Origin of the sequence: Psychroserpens mesophilus (genome assembly GCF_000826645.1) — a bacterium.
In the GTDB taxonomy this organism is placed as follows: domain Bacteria; phylum Bacteroidota; class Bacteroidia; order Flavobacteriales; family Flavobacteriaceae; genus Psychroserpens; species Psychroserpens mesophilus.
The window spans coordinates 41,613-56,251 of the sequence record NZ_JXJP01000002.1 but is presented as its reverse complement, the minus strand read 5'-3'; the positions used below and the strand labels follow the sequence as shown (position 1 = coordinate 56,251).

General features: G+C 33.1%; 16 protein-coding genes. 4 read left to right on the top strand and 12 right to left on the bottom strand.

Translation table 11 applies throughout. The features are described from left to right. The first annotated feature begins 110 nt into the window (after window positions 1-110). Complete coding sequence (locus TD18_RS02585) at window positions 111-554, top strand: DUF4174 domain-containing protein (RefSeq protein WP_040248120.1); 444 nt, start codon at window positions 111-113, stop codon at window positions 552-554. On the opposite strand, the gene TD18_RS02580 is transcribed toward TD18_RS02585, so the two are convergent. From TD18_RS02580 to TD18_RS02530, 12 genes are all read right to left on the bottom strand, one after another. Further along, the gene (locus TD18_RS02580) at window positions 551-3,061 is read right to left on the bottom strand and encodes a DUF5686 and carboxypeptidase-like regulatory domain-containing protein (RefSeq protein WP_040248714.1); all 2,511 of its coding nucleotides are present in this window, start codon (window positions 3,059-3,061) and stop codon (window positions 551-553) included. The genes TD18_RS02585 and TD18_RS02580 overlap by 4 nt on opposite strands. 96 nt (window positions 3,062-3,157) lie before the next feature. Continuing rightward, on the bottom strand, window positions 3,158-4,141 hold the full coding sequence (locus TD18_RS02575) for a pyruvate dehydrogenase complex E1 component subunit beta (RefSeq protein ID WP_040248118.1): 984 nt from the start codon (window positions 4,139-4,141) through the stop codon (window positions 3,158-3,160). Between the two features lie 212 nt (window positions 4,142-4,353). Continuing rightward, window positions 4,354-4,764 (bottom strand): hypothetical protein, encoded by a 411-nt coding sequence (locus TD18_RS02570; protein ID WP_040248115.1) that lies wholly within the window; start codon window positions 4,762-4,764, stop codon window positions 4,354-4,356. A 30-nt stretch (window positions 4,765-4,794) separates the two neighbouring features. Continuing rightward, window positions 4,795-5,184 carry a universal stress protein gene (locus tag TD18_RS02565; RefSeq protein WP_040248112.1) on the bottom strand — a complete coding sequence of 130 codons (390 nt, stop codon included), beginning with the start codon at window positions 5,182-5,184 and terminating at the stop codon, window positions 4,795-4,797. A gap of 185 nt (window positions 5,185-5,369) precedes the next feature. Beyond that, window positions 5,370-5,699: a hypothetical protein gene (locus tag TD18_RS02560; protein ID WP_241480632.1), complete on the bottom strand. Its 330-nt coding sequence runs from the start codon at window positions 5,697-5,699 to the stop codon at window positions 5,370-5,372. A gap of 72 nt (window positions 5,700-5,771) precedes the next feature. After that, entirely contained in the window at window positions 5,772-6,191 is a 420-nt protein-coding gene (locus TD18_RS02555; protein WP_040248107.1) for a hypothetical protein, read from the bottom strand. 11 nt (window positions 6,192-6,202) lie between these two features. Next, on the bottom strand, window positions 6,203-6,622 hold the full coding sequence (locus TD18_RS02550) for a GreA/GreB family elongation factor (RefSeq protein WP_040248105.1): 420 nt from the start codon (window positions 6,620-6,622) through the stop codon (window positions 6,203-6,205). Window positions 6,623-6,644: 22 nt separating this feature from the next. After that, on the bottom strand, window positions 6,645-7,949 hold the full coding sequence (locus TD18_RS02545; protein ID WP_040248103.1) for a Glu/Leu/Phe/Val family dehydrogenase: 1,305 nt from the start codon (window positions 7,947-7,949) through the stop codon (window positions 6,645-6,647). 375 nt (window positions 7,950-8,324) lie between these two features. After that, window positions 8,325-8,501: a hypothetical protein gene (locus TD18_RS17160; protein ID WP_160289447.1), complete on the bottom strand. Its 177-nt coding sequence runs from the start codon at window positions 8,499-8,501 to the stop codon at window positions 8,325-8,327. 186 nt (window positions 8,502-8,687) lie between these two features. Then, complete coding sequence (locus tag TD18_RS02540; protein WP_040248100.1) at window positions 8,688-10,016, bottom strand: sigma-54-dependent transcriptional regulator; 1,329 nt, start codon at window positions 10,014-10,016, stop codon at window positions 8,688-8,690. An 8-nt stretch (window positions 10,017-10,024) separates the two neighbouring features. After that, window positions 10,025-11,116 (bottom strand): sensor histidine kinase, encoded by a 1,092-nt coding sequence (locus tag TD18_RS02535; RefSeq protein ID WP_040248098.1) that lies wholly within the window; start codon window positions 11,114-11,116, stop codon window positions 10,025-10,027. Next, window positions 11,109-11,699 carry an MCP four helix bundle domain-containing protein gene (locus TD18_RS02530; protein ID WP_040248095.1) on the bottom strand — a complete coding sequence of 197 codons (591 nt, stop codon included), beginning with the start codon at window positions 11,697-11,699 and terminating at the stop codon, window positions 11,109-11,111. The genes TD18_RS02535 and TD18_RS02530 overlap by 8 nt, the downstream gene beginning before the upstream one ends. 376 nt (window positions 11,700-12,075) lie before the next feature. Here TD18_RS02530 and TD18_RS02525 point away from each other — a divergent pair, with 376 nt between their 5' ends. From TD18_RS02525 to TD18_RS02515, 3 genes are all read left to right on the top strand, one after another. Continuing rightward, window positions 12,076-12,822 (top strand): electron transfer flavoprotein subunit beta/FixA family protein, encoded by a 747-nt coding sequence (locus TD18_RS02525; protein ID WP_040248092.1) that lies wholly within the window; start codon window positions 12,076-12,078, stop codon window positions 12,820-12,822. 125 nt (window positions 12,823-12,947) lie between these two features. Continuing rightward, window positions 12,948-13,910, top strand: coding sequence for an electron transfer flavoprotein subunit alpha/FixB family protein (locus TD18_RS02520; RefSeq protein WP_040248089.1), 963 nt, complete (start codon window positions 12,948-12,950; stop codon window positions 13,908-13,910). Between the two features lie 114 nt (window positions 13,911-14,024). Next, window positions 14,025-14,633: a bifunctional nuclease family protein gene (locus TD18_RS02515; RefSeq protein WP_040248087.1), complete on the top strand. Its 609-nt coding sequence runs from the start codon at window positions 14,025-14,027 to the stop codon at window positions 14,631-14,633. Window positions 14,634-14,639 lie beyond the last annotated feature (6 nt).

Here is a 14,639-nt window from a genome sequence, read left to right as displayed (position 1 = left end):
ATCGATAAATAATCAATGATTTGTTTAAAAAATGCGTATATTTCTATTGATTTAATAGTTTCAAGTCAGCGTATTTGACATTAGTAACGATAAAAAATCATTTTCAAAGAATGAAATTGCAATTACTCTTAATTACACTAATTCTTATCGCACAAACAAATTCCATAAAAGGTCAAAATCTAAAATCTCATCGATGGAATGACAGAGTTTTACTTGTCATTACCGATAGTGAAACTAATCTATTATTTCAACAGCAAATGCAAAGTCTGGAAGTACACCGAAACGCTCTTGATAATCGAAAACTTATTGTATATCAGGTCACTTCAAAAGCCTTTAAAACAGGATTTGTAGCATCTGACATTTGGATTAAAAGCTCAAATTTATACAGCAGTTTTAATTCGGAATCACTATCATTTAAAGTGGTATTAATTGGTCTAGACGGCCGTATTAAATTGGAGCAAAATGAATGCATTAGTATTGAAAAGTTATGCAATACTATTGACCGTATGCCTATGCGTCGAGCAGAGCTATCCAGATCAAAAAAAGCAAATTAAAAGTAAAATCCAAAACTTCCAGTAACACCAAAACGTCTGGCATCTGGTGTATCGAGGTAGTTTCCTCTGAAGTTAAAATCTATTCTAAGAACTTTAAAAATATTAGCTACACCAAAACTGTATTCGTAATATATACGATTATTAGGCGCAATCAAAGGGATTTCAACTGGATTTCCAGTGCTATTCAACGCAATATTTTCATTAGATAAATCTCCCCAAACTCCTCTTAAACCTAATACAAATCGCAAATTATAATCTTTTAAAAACGGAATTCTAGAAAACAGTCGTCCATTAAAATTATGTTCAACGTGCATAGACGTATAGGTATCGGTTACAAATTCATAAAAATCAAGTTGTGGAAACGTATTATAAATTGAAAAATAGGTTTGATTTCCTGGTACAACGCTTAATAATCCCAAAGGTACGTCTCCAAAGGTTTTACCAGATTCTATAGACGTTGTCAATCGGCCAAAACCACCAACTTGCCATGGCTGTATGTATGAAAGTTGAACTTTAGTATAATCAAAATCACTATCGAACCAGTTGCGATCACCACGACTTACCTGAGCAAATAATCGTGCAAAATTATCATTCTTTTCTCTACGTTCTACGCCATAACCGGTCATTTGTCGTTTAGGATAAAATCCTAAAGACAATCGGCTTTCAAACTGTTTTACTTCTGAAGAAATACCTGTTGCCGATTCTGGATCATTATAATCCATACTAAACGTTGGTGATGCCGAACGTAATGTTCTAAAACTTCCATCTAAGCGTATTTCAAAATTACGAGAGGGCTCAATAGACATTCCTAAATTAGTTAAGGAAATATTGGTGAGCTTATCATTTGCACCAGTTCCAATAACTGAGGACGATGCCAAACTTCGACCTAATACATCTGTAGAACTTGTTAAGCTTGCTCCAATTTGTTCGACATCTCGTCGATTCCCACCAAAAATGGTAAGCCTGCTTTTTTTGTCGAGCAACCATTTACCAGAAATTCCGTATTTAAACTTATCGTCTCTAAAACCATAAGCTATAAAGCCTTCCAATCGCCAAAGGTCATTTGGTCCAAAATAAGTTCGACCACCTGTTCGCAATCGCAAACCTTCAACATCGTTAAATCCGAAAGTCGAAAATATTGGTCCGTAATCAAAATTAATACTTGGAAATTCAACATAACCAGATGCCAGAATACTTCCTATATTATACAAGCGCTTAAACTTTTTTACGGTTTTAAGCGTGTCTAACATTTTATAGACGCCTTTCTCGTCTTTATTAAGCGATTCTAAACGGTTTTGTTCCCAAAAAGCATCATCTCGATTGTAAATGTCTTCATCAAAAGCATAGACTTCTTCATCGTAAAATGGTTCGCCTTTAGGTTGATCAAAAACATAATTTTCGTAAAGTGTTGTCCGTTTACCATAAACACCACGGGATTTTTCCTTTTTGTTTAAAGCGAAATCCGACAACATATAATCACGCTTAATCAAGAAAACGGAATCATTTAGCACCTCGAATTCCTGCTCAATGTAGATTTCTTTAACCCAGTTAATGTTTGCACTTTTTGACGCCTGCAAGTTGATATCCTTAATGGCATAGGTTGAATCGTTTACCCAAAAGTCGCCTTTAAAGGTCAACTCGTTTTTACGACGAGGATAGTAGATTATGTTATAACACCATTTATTATCAATAAACGCACTGTCTGAAAGCACATAGTTGTAAGTTTGAATTCCTGTTCTAGATAATGGACTTACAAAGCTTTTATCGAAGAATTTCAGGTAATTATCATACACATTAAAATCGGCATATAAATCGTCGATAAAGTCAATAATCACTTGATTGTTACTAAAACCTGAATTCTTGTTTCCTTTAAGATCTTCTTTTTCTTTGTTTATCACATTATCTCCATAAACTCTGCTCACAGCTTCATTTATAAAAATTGGCAAATAGGTTTTTCCAGTAACTTTAGAAGTATCTACTTCCTCAAATACAAACTCCATACCTCTAAACAACTTACTTTTAATAAGAGCACTATCGATGGTATTGAGATCAAATTCTACTTTTTCATATTTATCGTACTCGTACTGTTTAAACTGGCTTAATCCATTTTTACGTTTGCGTTCCCATATTTTTTTCAGGATTCTAATCGCTGGATTTTCGGAAGCTTTTTTAGATTGCTTTCCAGATACAATTACAACCTCATCAAGTGCGGCAGCCTCTTCTTTTAAGATAAATCTTAAATCGTAATTCACTTTCTTTTCAAGGATGACTTCTTTCATTTCAAAACCTAAAAACGAAATGATAAGTGTATCCCAAGTGTTTTCAGACTCTAAATAAAAGCGACCGTCTTCATTGGTAATGGTTCCTTCAGTAGAACCTTTAAATATCACATTAGCAAATGCCACAGGCTGGTCATATTCATCAAAGACATAACCACTGACTTTAGTTTGTGAAAAACTGAAGAGTATTCCGAAGAAAAAGAAAAAAAGAAGATATTTAAGGTTCATAGGCAAAAAAACTTCATCAACAATCATGCAAAAATGTGTTGATGAAGTTTATTAACGTAAAAAATTACGCTTTATTAGATGGTTTATAAAAAACCACTAAGCATTTATATACATTACTTTTTTTACAGCTTTAATCACCTCGTCTTTATTAGGCAACCACTGCTCGAGTAACACTGGAGAATATGGTGCAGGTGTATCTGCTGTATTGATTTTAACAACTGGAGCATCTAAATAATCAAATGCTTCCGATTGTACCAGGTATGTAATTTCGGTTGAAACGTTTCCGAAAGGCCAAGCTTCTTCAAGAACCACTAAACGATTTGTTTTCTTTACAGATGTGATAATAGCATCCCTATCCATCGGACGAACTGTTCTTAGATCGATAATCTCACAAGAAATACCTTCTTTCTCTAATTCGTCTGCTGCCTTGTAAGCTTCTTTAATGATTTTTCCGAAAGAAACGATCGTCACATCAGTTCCTTCTCTTTTAATCTCTGCAACACCTAACGGAATGGTGTATTCACCTTCTGGCACTTCACCTTTATCGCCATACATTTGTTCACTTTCCATAAAAATTACCGGATCGTCATCGCGAATGGCAGATTTCAATAAACCTTTGGCATCATAAGGATTTGATGGTACAACTACCTTTAGACCAGGTGTATTTGCAAACCAACTTTCAAACGCTTGAGAGTGTGTTGCTGCTAACTGACCTGCAGAAGCAGTAGGTCCACGAAATACGATTGGACATTTAAATTGTCCGCCAGACATTTGTCTAATTTTCGCAGCATTATTTATAATTTGATCAATTCCAACCAAAGAGAAGTTAAAGGTCATATACTCAACGATAGGACGATTTCCTGTCATTGTAGAACCAATAGCTATACCTGCAAAACCAAGCTCAGCAATAGGTGTATCAATCACGCGTTTTGGTCCAAACTCATCTAACATACCTTTAGAAGCTTTATAAGCTCCATTGTATTCTGCCACCTCTTCTCCCATTAAGTAAACGCTTTCATCTCTGCGCATTTCTTCACTCATGGCTTCACAAATAGCTTCTCTAAATTGAATTGTCTTCATGTATCCGTTTTTTTATCGAATAGCAAAAGTAATAATTATTGCCAATAAAAGCACATAAAATTAGAGTTGAAATAACATTAAAAACCGGCTATCTGCTATTCAAAGAAAATAAAGCCTTATAAGTCCTAAACTTTAAGTAATCGATAAAAAAGTGATTAATTTTTTGAATACTTAATAAATGAACAGAAGAAACCATTTAAAAACAATTCCACTTACTGATGAATTGTTAGAACTGAATTACTTTTTAATTGTTTTAAAATAGCAATGATTTTAGAATTGACAAGTCCAATTTTCCTAAATATATCTGGCTTTTTATCTATAACACACATAATCTCATCACGATGCGAAATAGCATAATCTGCTAATTTATCTCTTGGACTTAAAAACTCCAGTCCTATTGGCTTGTTCGATAATTGTTTAAGATAGTTTAATAATAACTCTAAATAATCTGCTTCAATATCCGAAAGCGTATTCTGTTTTTTTAAAACTAAAATGCTCATATGGGTATTGGTATTTGTTAAGGCCTTAAAAAATCGTTGTATTTCGACTGTATTAATTTTTTCTTGAAAATCTGATGCGACCGTTAAACTGATACCATTAGATGCAGTGGCATGTGGTGGCACAATTAAAACTGGACAAGACCTTATTTGTGCTCATATAACTTCGATAGTTGATCCTAATGAATTTGAACCTTTGCTAGTTAACACGACAACATCAATTCCTATTTTTTCAACATTTTCTTTAATACCTTCGACGACACTTCTACATTCTGAAATAGCGTGAAACGAATGTTTTGGATTATTACATTTTAAAGTATAACGTGTGACTAATCTTCCTAACTTCTTCAAAGATTCCTCTTTTGGTTTATCAAACCATTCATCATCGGCTTGAAGCATTTCAATTGCAGTCAAACCTGATGCTTCATATAAATATGTATTTAATAAATAAAACTCGCAATTGACGTTTTTGAAAAGCGTCGTTATATAATCAACCGTCTGATAACTATTAAGTGAAAAGTCTGTTGGAATTAAAATTTTTTTCATCTTCTTTTTATTTAGATTGATATGACTCACACGTTTTTATACGTTTTTGAAATAACCGTGAAAAAAATTGATTCCACGGCTATTAAACACAAAAACCAACACGAATTATTTTGCTATTAATCAATATAGAATGTGTGCATCAATTGTTAACTATATTTAAAAATCATAGTCAGTACTCCTATTAATTATTTCCGTTGATACTTTTTTAGCAACACATAGCATTGTTCTTTAAATGAATTGTATTCATTTATAAATTTCAAATAGTTCTCTCGCTTTTGCTCATGAGCTTTTAATCTTAGGTTATCATATTTAACTTTTCCGTATTCATATTCGGTTTTAAGCTCTTGTTCATATTTACATAAACTTGCCATATTCAATACATTCTTTCTACGGATGGCTTGAATTGACACTGAAACAGATGTGAGTTTTATGAGTTGTTTTTCAATATCAGATAAGTGATTTAATTCACTGTTGACATATTCTAATGTATGAATCCAGAAATTCAATTCTATCAAATCTTTTTGTAAGCACAACCTTCGGTGCTCATCAAGCTTGTATGTGGAATTTGAAGTCAAATACTCAAGAAATTAGTCAACTTTAACCAGTGTAAATTTACCTTGCACTTTATTGAAAAACTCATCCTTGAGTCGTCTATATTTATCTAAATGATATAAATAACTTCTTCGGTAACTTTCATGCTCTGTGATATAAATCATATCACAATGTGCGTCTTCACATTCAACTATATGAACTCTAGACTGAGCATACTTTAGAAGGGCGTTTAATAAAGTCTCGTTTTCGACTTCCTTTTTCTTAAAACGACTTACCACACTAATATCGCCTAATTTGTTGTTAAGCCCTTTATTACAAATACCTATGAGATTGACTAATTCTTTCTTTACATATTTAAGATGATTAATCCAATTATCTAACTCCATGGTATTTATTTTATGAGTTATATCAACATCAGAATCATGTTTTAATATTTCGGCGTTTTGAGTTTTCATTTCTTATTGAGTTAAATTACTATATCGATACCATTAAACGTTTCTTCCTGAGTTACTTCTGCAATTTCAATTTTTTGTTTTCCATTAGGAAAATTCCATTCAATAACATCATTTTTAGAATAACCTATCAAAGCTGATCCCATTGGCGTGAGTACTGAAATCTTAGTTTTTTTTACATCTTTATCGATAGGAATTACCAATTGCATCGTTTTTTCTAAACCACTTTCAAAAACCACAGTTACTTTACTATTAAACCTTATAATGTCATATGGCATTTCTTCTTCATCAACTATGTGTGCGGTTTTTAACTCTTCAGCTAATGCCATTAAACATTTTTGAGTTTCGTGGTCTTCTGCATATCCAGATATATTGAGTATGCGTTTTAGGTATACATATTCTTTCTTTTCTAATATTAAACTTCCGTACTTCATGTCTTAAAGCTTTAAATTGATATTAAGGAAAAATCCCTCTTTGTATGTAGGCTTTCTCTATACGCTCAATGGCGATACAGTATGCTGCAGTTCTCATATCCATTGCTTCACGTTCTGAATACTCATATACTTTATCAAAAGATTCTTTCAACTTTTTTTGAAGCTTCACCATCACCTCATCCAATTGCCATAATTCGCCGTTTCGGTTTTGCAGCCATTCAAAATAACTACCAACAACACCACCAGAATTACATAAAATGTCTGGTATAATAGTGATGCCTCTTTCCAACAAAATTTGCTCTCCTTCTACATTAGTAGGTCCATTAGCACCTTCTGCAATTAGTCTTGCTTTTATTTTTGATGCATTTTCTTTTGTGATTTGATTTCCTAATGCTGCCGGAATACAGATATCACAATCTAAAGCGAAGAATTTATTTTTGTTTACTGTCTTTGCATTTGGATAATCTACAATACTACCATCGTTAATTTTACTGTAATTAAATAAGTCTTCAACCTTAATACCTTTTTGATTTTGAATACTGCCAAAAGCATCTTGTACAGCAACTAATCTAGCGCCATCTTTTTCTAAAAAATGGGCAGCCCAATAGCCTACATTACCAAATCCTTGAACAATAAACTTCTTTCCTTCTAAGGTTCTATTATTCTTTTCAGACCAAAGTTTAATTGATAAATACACACCATAACCAGTTGCTCGATCACGACCTTCTAATCCTCCACTTGCGTCTGGCTTTCCAGTAACAACATGTTGATTTGCTGTGCGCTCAGCTGGTGGACGTGTACTCATGTATGTATCTGCAATCCAAGCCATAGTTTGACTATTTGTGTTTACATCTGGCGCAGGAATATCATGCTCAGGCCCAATGTTATCAGCTAAAGCAAATGTGAAACGTCTTGTGATACGTTCTAACTCGCTTAGAGAATATTTTGAAGGGTCCAATTTAATGCCTCCTTTTCCACCACCATAAGGTAAACCTGCTAATGAGGTTTTCCAGGTCATCCACATCGCTAATGCTCTTGCAGCATCAATATCAACCGTTGGATGGTAACGCAAACCACCTTTATATGGACCTAATGCATTGTTATGTTGCACTCGGTATCCTGTAAAGATTTCGACGTCACCATTGTCCATTTTTACTGGAAAGTTTACAATGATTTCGTTATTTGTAATACTTAATATTTTTCTAATATTTGGATGTAGATTAATTTGGTCTGCAGCACTATTAAATTGCTCCATAACGTTATCCATCATACCTCGTACAGGTATGTTTTTTGTTTCTTTTTTTAATTCTGCTGTTATTGGTGTCATTTCTAATATATTTTAGATTGTAACTAAATGATTATTAAAACTTTATTCTATTTGGAAATTTGTAAGGACTTGTTTAAATGGTTTCAAATGTGAATATTCCATAGGTCGTCCGATGGTTTTCAAGGCTGTATAAAATTCATGATTTGTCTTTTATAAAAATTCTGAATAGTATTTTGATACAAGTTTTTTTTATCTCTAATCGTCAGTTGTTTTAAGTGTTATTTAAAATATCGGTTAGCAATAGATCTTTCGTGATATTTCTCAGTGACATATCTTCGTCGAGCTATTCTGCTATTCGATGTTTTATCTGTAGAGTTTTGAGCTGTTACTGCTGCAACTAGGGCATTAAAAATCATAAGCTTTCATATTAAATTGTTAAACTAATTCTAATTCTTGTTCTTTCTTTTGTTCATTTTCATCAATAACCATTAAACCGTAATTCTTAGGGGTTTCTTCGTCAAACTCGCTACAAGACCAAACGTCATCTTTTTGTGCGGTTAACACACAATTGGTGCGATGCATACAGCTCTGACAAATATTAATGTGGTTCATACTTAAACGCATTATTGTTATTGACATATCAAAAGGCAACACCTATGCCATAAGAATTTAAACAAATTATAAAACAAGAAAAACCCTTATAAACAAAAGGTCTTAATGATTTTTAGTTAAACCTTAGAACATAATGTATTGGTACAAAATCACCCAAGCGAGGAAAGATGTATCAATTAATAATTCTTAATCTAAAAGTTTTTGCCGAATGGTTTTTCGGTCTATTTGAAGAATTTCTGCGGCTTTGGTTTTATTATTTCCAGTAGCTCGCAATACTTTTTCTATATATTGCTTTTCAACTACTTTTAATGGCACTAAAGCTTCTGGAGAGAAAGTTATACTATGCTTTAAGTGTTCAGGTAAATGTGCGATATCTACAATTTTATCGCTCATAATTACAGCACGTTGGATGATATTTTCTAATTCTCTTATGTTTCCTGGCCAATCGTATCGCTCTAAAATGGCTAAAGCTTCAGGTGCTATTTTTAAAAATCGATCTTTGTATTCTACACCATATTTGAATAGAAATTTTTCAACTAATAATTGAATATCATCTTTTCGGTCTCGTAAAGGTGCCACATTAATTTCTACCACAGTTAACCGATAAAACAAATCTTCTCTAAAGGTTTGTTTTTGAATCATATCCTGTAAATCGCTATTGGTTGCTGCAATGATTCGCACATCAACTTTTTCTGCTTTGGTTGAGCCAACGCGAACAACTTCTTTTTCCTGAAGCACGCGTAACAATCTTGATTGAACTGTTAATGAAGCGTTTCCTATTTCATCTAGAAAAATCGTACCTCCATTAGCAGCTTGAAAAAACCCTTCTCTATTAGTTTCAGCACCAGTAAACGCTCCTTTAATATATCCAAACAATTCAGTTTCTAATAAATTCTCTGGAATACCACCACAATTTACGGCTATGAATGGTGCTCTCGAAAATTTGCCTTGATAATGAATAGCACGCGCAACCAATTCTTTTCCAGTTCCACTTTCACCTTTTATAAAAACTGTAGCTTTGTTGTTTTTTACACGTTCAATAATTTGAATAACGGTATTAATTTTTTCAGAATTACCAATTATTTCGCGATAGCCTTGTTGTATTTCTTCGGAAGAATTCTTAGCCTGAAGCACATTTTTTTCGGAAGCAACCATAGTCTTATCTAATGCAAGTTTCAACTCGTCTTTTGTAAATGGTTTGGTGAGATAATCAACAACTCCAGATTTAATTGCCTCTAAAGATCCTTGAACAGATGGGTAACCTGTTACTACTAATTTTGGTAATTTCGGATAATGCTCAGACACAAATTTTATGAGTTCAAATCCATCAACTTCAGGCATCTTCAAATCAGTAATCAACAAATTGATAGGAGTATCTCTTAATATTGTTACAGCTTCTTTAACCGAAATTGCTTTAAAAACATGGTAATTCCATGATTGCAAATGACGCTGTAAGAGCTCAAGAATATTGACATCATCATCGACTATTAGTATGTTTTCTTTTCGTAATTGCATAATCAAAATTACTCTTTAGGAAGGCTTACGGTAAAGATAGCGCCTTTTTTAATGTTATTTTCTGCGGTTATTTTTCCTTTATGAGAAGCCACTATACCATGCACAACACTGAGTCCTAATCCAGAACCATCACCAGTTGGCTTAGTCGTATAAAAGGGCTGAAACACTTTATCTAAATCAGATTCGGCAAAACCCAAACCTTCATCAGATATTTTTAGAGTAATATCATTTTTTGTTTTAAGAGCTTCTATAGTTATTAATCCATCCTTAGGTGAAAAGTAAATAGCATTAATCAACAAATTAAAAATAATTTGTGTGAGTTGAATTGGGTCAGCCTTTAACCAAAGTTCCTTGTCCTTAATTTTAACAGCATATTTTACCTGCTCCTTTTTAAATGTAGCATCTAGCAAATTAATTGCATTTTTTATATGAGACACTAAATCGACACGTTTCATTTCCTGTGGCATCTCACAAGCAAAAAACATCAATTTTTTTACAACTTCTCTTGAAAATATTGCGTTTTTAATAATCTTATCGACATCCTGAGATGATTTGTCTTCCTTATTCAAATCGTTTTTTAACAATTCGGCAAAACCTAAAATATTAGCTAAAGGCGTATTAAGTTCGTGTGCTATTCCAGCTGTAATTTCACCTAGAATACTCAAGCGATCTGCGTGCTCCATTTGGCGTTTAAGTGAAGTTTCATTTTTTTGAATTTCTACACGCTCTAACAAGTTTCCAATTTTTAATGCCACGCTATTCAACAACAATTGCTCTTCTCTTAAAAAGTTAATTTCTTTTGAGTCAGTCGTATTTAAGTGAACTGTAATTTGCCCTTCAGCCTGATTAAAAATTATTATATCGCTATAGATCGTTAAATCGTCTTCTGCAAATTCGTTGGTAGACATTGAAATTTCACCACAATCAATAATGATATCAGTTTTATTTGGATATTGAAAAGCCTTTTTTAAACTAAATGCAATTGCTTTTACAGTAGGTTCTATAGTCTCAAAATCTGTATTTGCAATTATTGAAGACACTTCATAGAGGCAAGTTAATTCTTTAATACGCTCTTTTAATTCTATTTCGATATTATTCATCTTTCACTTTCTTTGTTCTGTAAAAGATAATAAATTGGACTAGAAAACCGACTAAAATTAAAAACCCAATTTCTAATTGAGATATTAATCTATTGTTATCTAATGATTTCTGTGCAATGTCAGTCAAATATTTACTTTCTGAGACTTGTATCACAGCCAAACCCCTTAAATCAGCTTGAAGAAGGTCTAAATGATTTTCAATTTCCTTTTTCGTTAATGTTTCCTCTTTGAGTGTAAACTTAAGAAAGTTGTCTTTTAGACTCTCAAACGTTTTTGCCTCTGTTAGTGTTAGTTTCGTAGAGCCAAATGCATCGAGAAGTGTTTGAAATTCCCTATTTAAATTCTGATTTACATGAATACCATTGCCATTAACAAGGTGCAATCGTATCTTATACACTACAGTATTCATTTTGTGAACATAATCTTGAGCTACAACTCTATCCTTATAAACGGTAGTAAGTGCGTTTTGGACAGTTTCAAAATGAATTTTGTCTATCCTATTTGTTGCAAAAACCAGAAGAAAAACAATAAGAAGGGCAAATCCGATATTAATCTTATTGGAAATATTTGTTTTATTAGACATGATTGTTTGATGTTATTATGGTATTACTTTTAGAGTCATCAATTACCAATCCTTATCTAAACTAATTATACACAACATTTATAATCAATTAGTTACGTAGTTATGCCAAAATTTACATTGGGTAATATTTACTCAATTGGGTAATACTTACCCAATATTGTAATTTCAAGACTAGATCTAGAACACTTGATAAGTTGTTACATTGAATATGACTATCTGCATGAGCGAGATGCTTTTTAAACTATTTAATGATGACGTAAATTATCAATCCCACTTTTAACAATATTTTACTATGCATGCATAGTAAAATTCAAATTATTATAATTATCTTCGTGCTCAAGAAAAAAAATGTATACTCAAAATAAAAAATTTCGATATGAAAATATTAGTATGTATTAGTCACGTACCTGATACGACTTCAAAGATTAATTTCACTGATGGCGATACAAAATTTGATACAAACGGAGTTCAATTTGTAATTAATCCTAATGATGAATTTGGATTAACTCGCGCCATGTGGTTTAAGGAAAAACAAGGTGCCAATGTGACTGTTGTTAACGTTGGAGGACCAGAAACAGAACCAACACTTCGCAAAGCTTTAGCCATTGGTGCAGATGCTGCCATTAGAGTAAATACTGAAGCCAAAGATGGTTTTCAAGTTGCCAAAGAATTAGCCAATGTAGTCAATGAAGGTGGTTACGATTTAGTAATTGCAGGACGAGAATCTATTGATTATAATGGTGGTATGGTACCAGGAATGTTGGCTGCTTTAACCAATGCAAATTTTGTAACGAATTGTATTAGTTTGGAAGTTGATGGAACAAACGCTACAGCAATGCGTGAGATTGATGGAGGAAAAGAAACGGTTTCAACGAGTTTACCTTTAGTTATTGGCGGACAGAAAGGTTTGGTTGAAGAAAGTGATTTACGTATTCCAAATATGAGAGGAATCATGATGGCTCGTCAAAAACCATTGTCTGTCGTTGAGCCAGTAAATGCTTCAGCAGAAACCTCATCTGTTAAATTTGAAAAACCAGCTCCAAAAGGTGCTGTAACTTTAGTGGATGCCGATAATATTGATGAACTGATCAGTTTACTTCATAATGAGGCGAAAGTCATTTAAATGAGCTCTACCTTACTAAGTTGTCACATTGAGTACAGTCTAAATGTCTAATTAGGTAATTTAAAGGAAATAAAAACAATAACGAGATCCTGAAACATATATAGGATGTCAAAACAAAATACAACATGTCAGTTTTAGTATATACAGAATCAGAACAAGGAAAATTTAAAAAAACAGCTTTAGAAGCGGCTTCTTATGCCAAAGCTGTTGCAGACCAAATGGGTACAACAGTTACTGCTGTAGCCATCAATGCCAATGACACTTCAGAATTAGGAAACTACGGAGTAGATAAAGTATTAAAAATAACAAATGACGATCTAGCGTCATTCAATGCTAATGCATATGCAAGTTCAATTGAACAAGCGGCAAAGCAAGAAGATGCCAAGGTTGTTATTGTAAGTTCAAGTGCAGACAGTAAATACATAGCTCCAATTTTAGCTATTGGTTTAAATGCTGGTTATGCATCTAACGTTGTTGACGCTCCTTCCAGCACTACTCCTTTTACTGTAAAACGTACTGCTTTCACTAACAAAGCATTTAACATGACCACAATAGATACAGATGCTAAAGTGGTTGGTGTATCTAAAAATGCATTTGGTTTAGTTGAATCTAATGGAAATGCAACTACCGAAGACTTTTCACCTTCTTTGCCAGCTTCTGGAGTAAAAGTAGAATCAGTTGATAGAGCAACAGATAAAGTCACAATTGCTGATGCAGAGATTGTTGTTTCTGCTGGAAGAGGTTTAAAAGGTCCTGAAAACTGGGGAATGATTGAAGAATTAGCCGATGTTTTAGGAGCTGCAACTGCCTGTTCTAAACCCGTTTCAGATTTAGGATGGCGACCACATGGTGAGCACGTTGGTCAAACAGGAAAACCTGTAGCATCAAATTTATACATCGCTATTGGTATTTCTGGAGCAATACAGCATTTAGCAGGAATTAATGCTTCAAAAGTAAAAGTTGTGATTAATACAGATCCTGAAGCCCCTTTCTTTAAAGCTGCAGATTACGGTATCGTAGGTGATGCTTTTGAAGTTGTACCTACACTCATTGAAAAATTAAAAGCTTTTAAAGCTCAAAACGCATAATTTTTTTTAAATTGTGTTTAGAAAGGGCTGTTTAGATTTGGTTCTTTAGTTACAAATCTGCATTTTGCAGTTGGTAAAGTCCTAATTTAAACAGTTCTTTACGTTTTATATATTATGAGCTTAGTAAAATTAAATATAAAAGGAATTTCATATAGCCAAACCCAAAATGGCGCTTATGCTTTAATTCTGAATGAAGTAGATGGTGATCGTAAACTTCCAATCGTTATTGGAGCTTTTGAAGCGCAATCTATTGCTATTGCTTTAGAAAAAGAAATCAGACCTCCAAGACCGCTAACTCACGATTTATTTAAAAATTTTGCAGACCGTTTCGATATCGTTGTCAAACAAGTTATTATTCATAAACTGGTTGATGGTGTATTTTATTCTAGTTTAATATGTGAACGAGATAAAATTGAGGAAATTATTGATGCCAGAACCAGTGATGCCATTGCTTTAGCATTACGCTTTCAAGCACCAATTTTTACCTACAAAAATATTTTAGATAAGGCTGGAATTTATTTAAAAGTGAATCCGAAAAAAGGAGAAGAAGAACAAGATAGTATTTTGGTAGATGATTTTGTCGCTGAAGAAATTGAAGCAAGTGTTCAAGAAAACTACAAAGATAAAAGCCTAAAAGAACTCAATGCTCTTCTAGATGAAGCTGTTAATAATGAAGATTATGAAAAAGCAGCCAAAATTCGAGACGAAATATCCAAACGTTAAATACAC

Bases quoted from the DNA above. Each gene is read 5' to 3' on its own strand.
- TD18_RS02565 (WP_040248112.1), bottom strand. From the start codon at position 5,184: ATGAAAAAAATTTTAATTCCAACAGACTTTTCACTTAATAGTTATCAG.
- TD18_RS02550 (WP_040248105.1), bottom strand. From the start codon at position 6,622: ATGAAGTACGGAAGTTTAATATTAGAAAAGAAAGAATATGTATACCTA.
- TD18_RS02555 (WP_040248107.1), bottom strand. From the start codon at position 6,191: ATGAAAACTCAAAACGCCGAAATATTAAAACATGATTCTGATGTTGAT.
- TD18_RS02580 (WP_040248714.1), bottom strand. From the start codon at position 3,061: ATGAACCTTAAATATCTTCTTTTTTTCTTTTTCTTCGGAATACTCTTC.
- TD18_RS02520 (WP_040248089.1), top strand. From the start codon at position 12,948: ATGTCAGTTTTAGTATATACAGAATCAGAACAAGGAAAATTTAAAAAA.
- TD18_RS02535 (WP_040248098.1), bottom strand. From the start codon at position 11,116: ATGAATAATATCGAAATAGAATTAAAAGAGCGTATTAAAGAATTAACT.
- TD18_RS17160 (WP_160289447.1), bottom strand. From the start codon at position 8,501: ATGAACCACATTAATATTTGTCAGAGCTGTATGCATCGCACCAATTGT.
- TD18_RS02575 (WP_040248118.1), bottom strand. From the start codon at position 4,141: ATGAAGACAATTCAATTTAGAGAAGCTATTTGTGAAGCCATGAGTGAA.
- TD18_RS02530 (WP_040248095.1), bottom strand. From the start codon at position 11,699: ATGTCTAATAAAACAAATATTTCCAATAAGATTAATATCGGATTTGCC.
- TD18_RS02525 (WP_040248092.1), top strand. From the start codon at position 12,076: ATGAAAATATTAGTATGTATTAGTCACGTACCTGATACGACTTCAAAG.
- TD18_RS02545 (WP_040248103.1), bottom strand. From the start codon at position 7,949: ATGACACCAATAACAGCAGAATTAAAAAAAGAAACAAAAAACATACCT.
- TD18_RS02540 (WP_040248100.1), bottom strand. From the start codon at position 10,016: ATGCAATTACGAAAAGAAAACATACTAATAGTCGATGATGATGTCAAT.
- TD18_RS02515 (WP_040248087.1), top strand. From the start codon at position 14,025: ATGAGCTTAGTAAAATTAAATATAAAAGGAATTTCATATAGCCAAACC.
- TD18_RS02585 (WP_040248120.1), top strand. From the start codon at position 111: ATGAAATTGCAATTACTCTTAATTACACTAATTCTTATCGCACAAACA.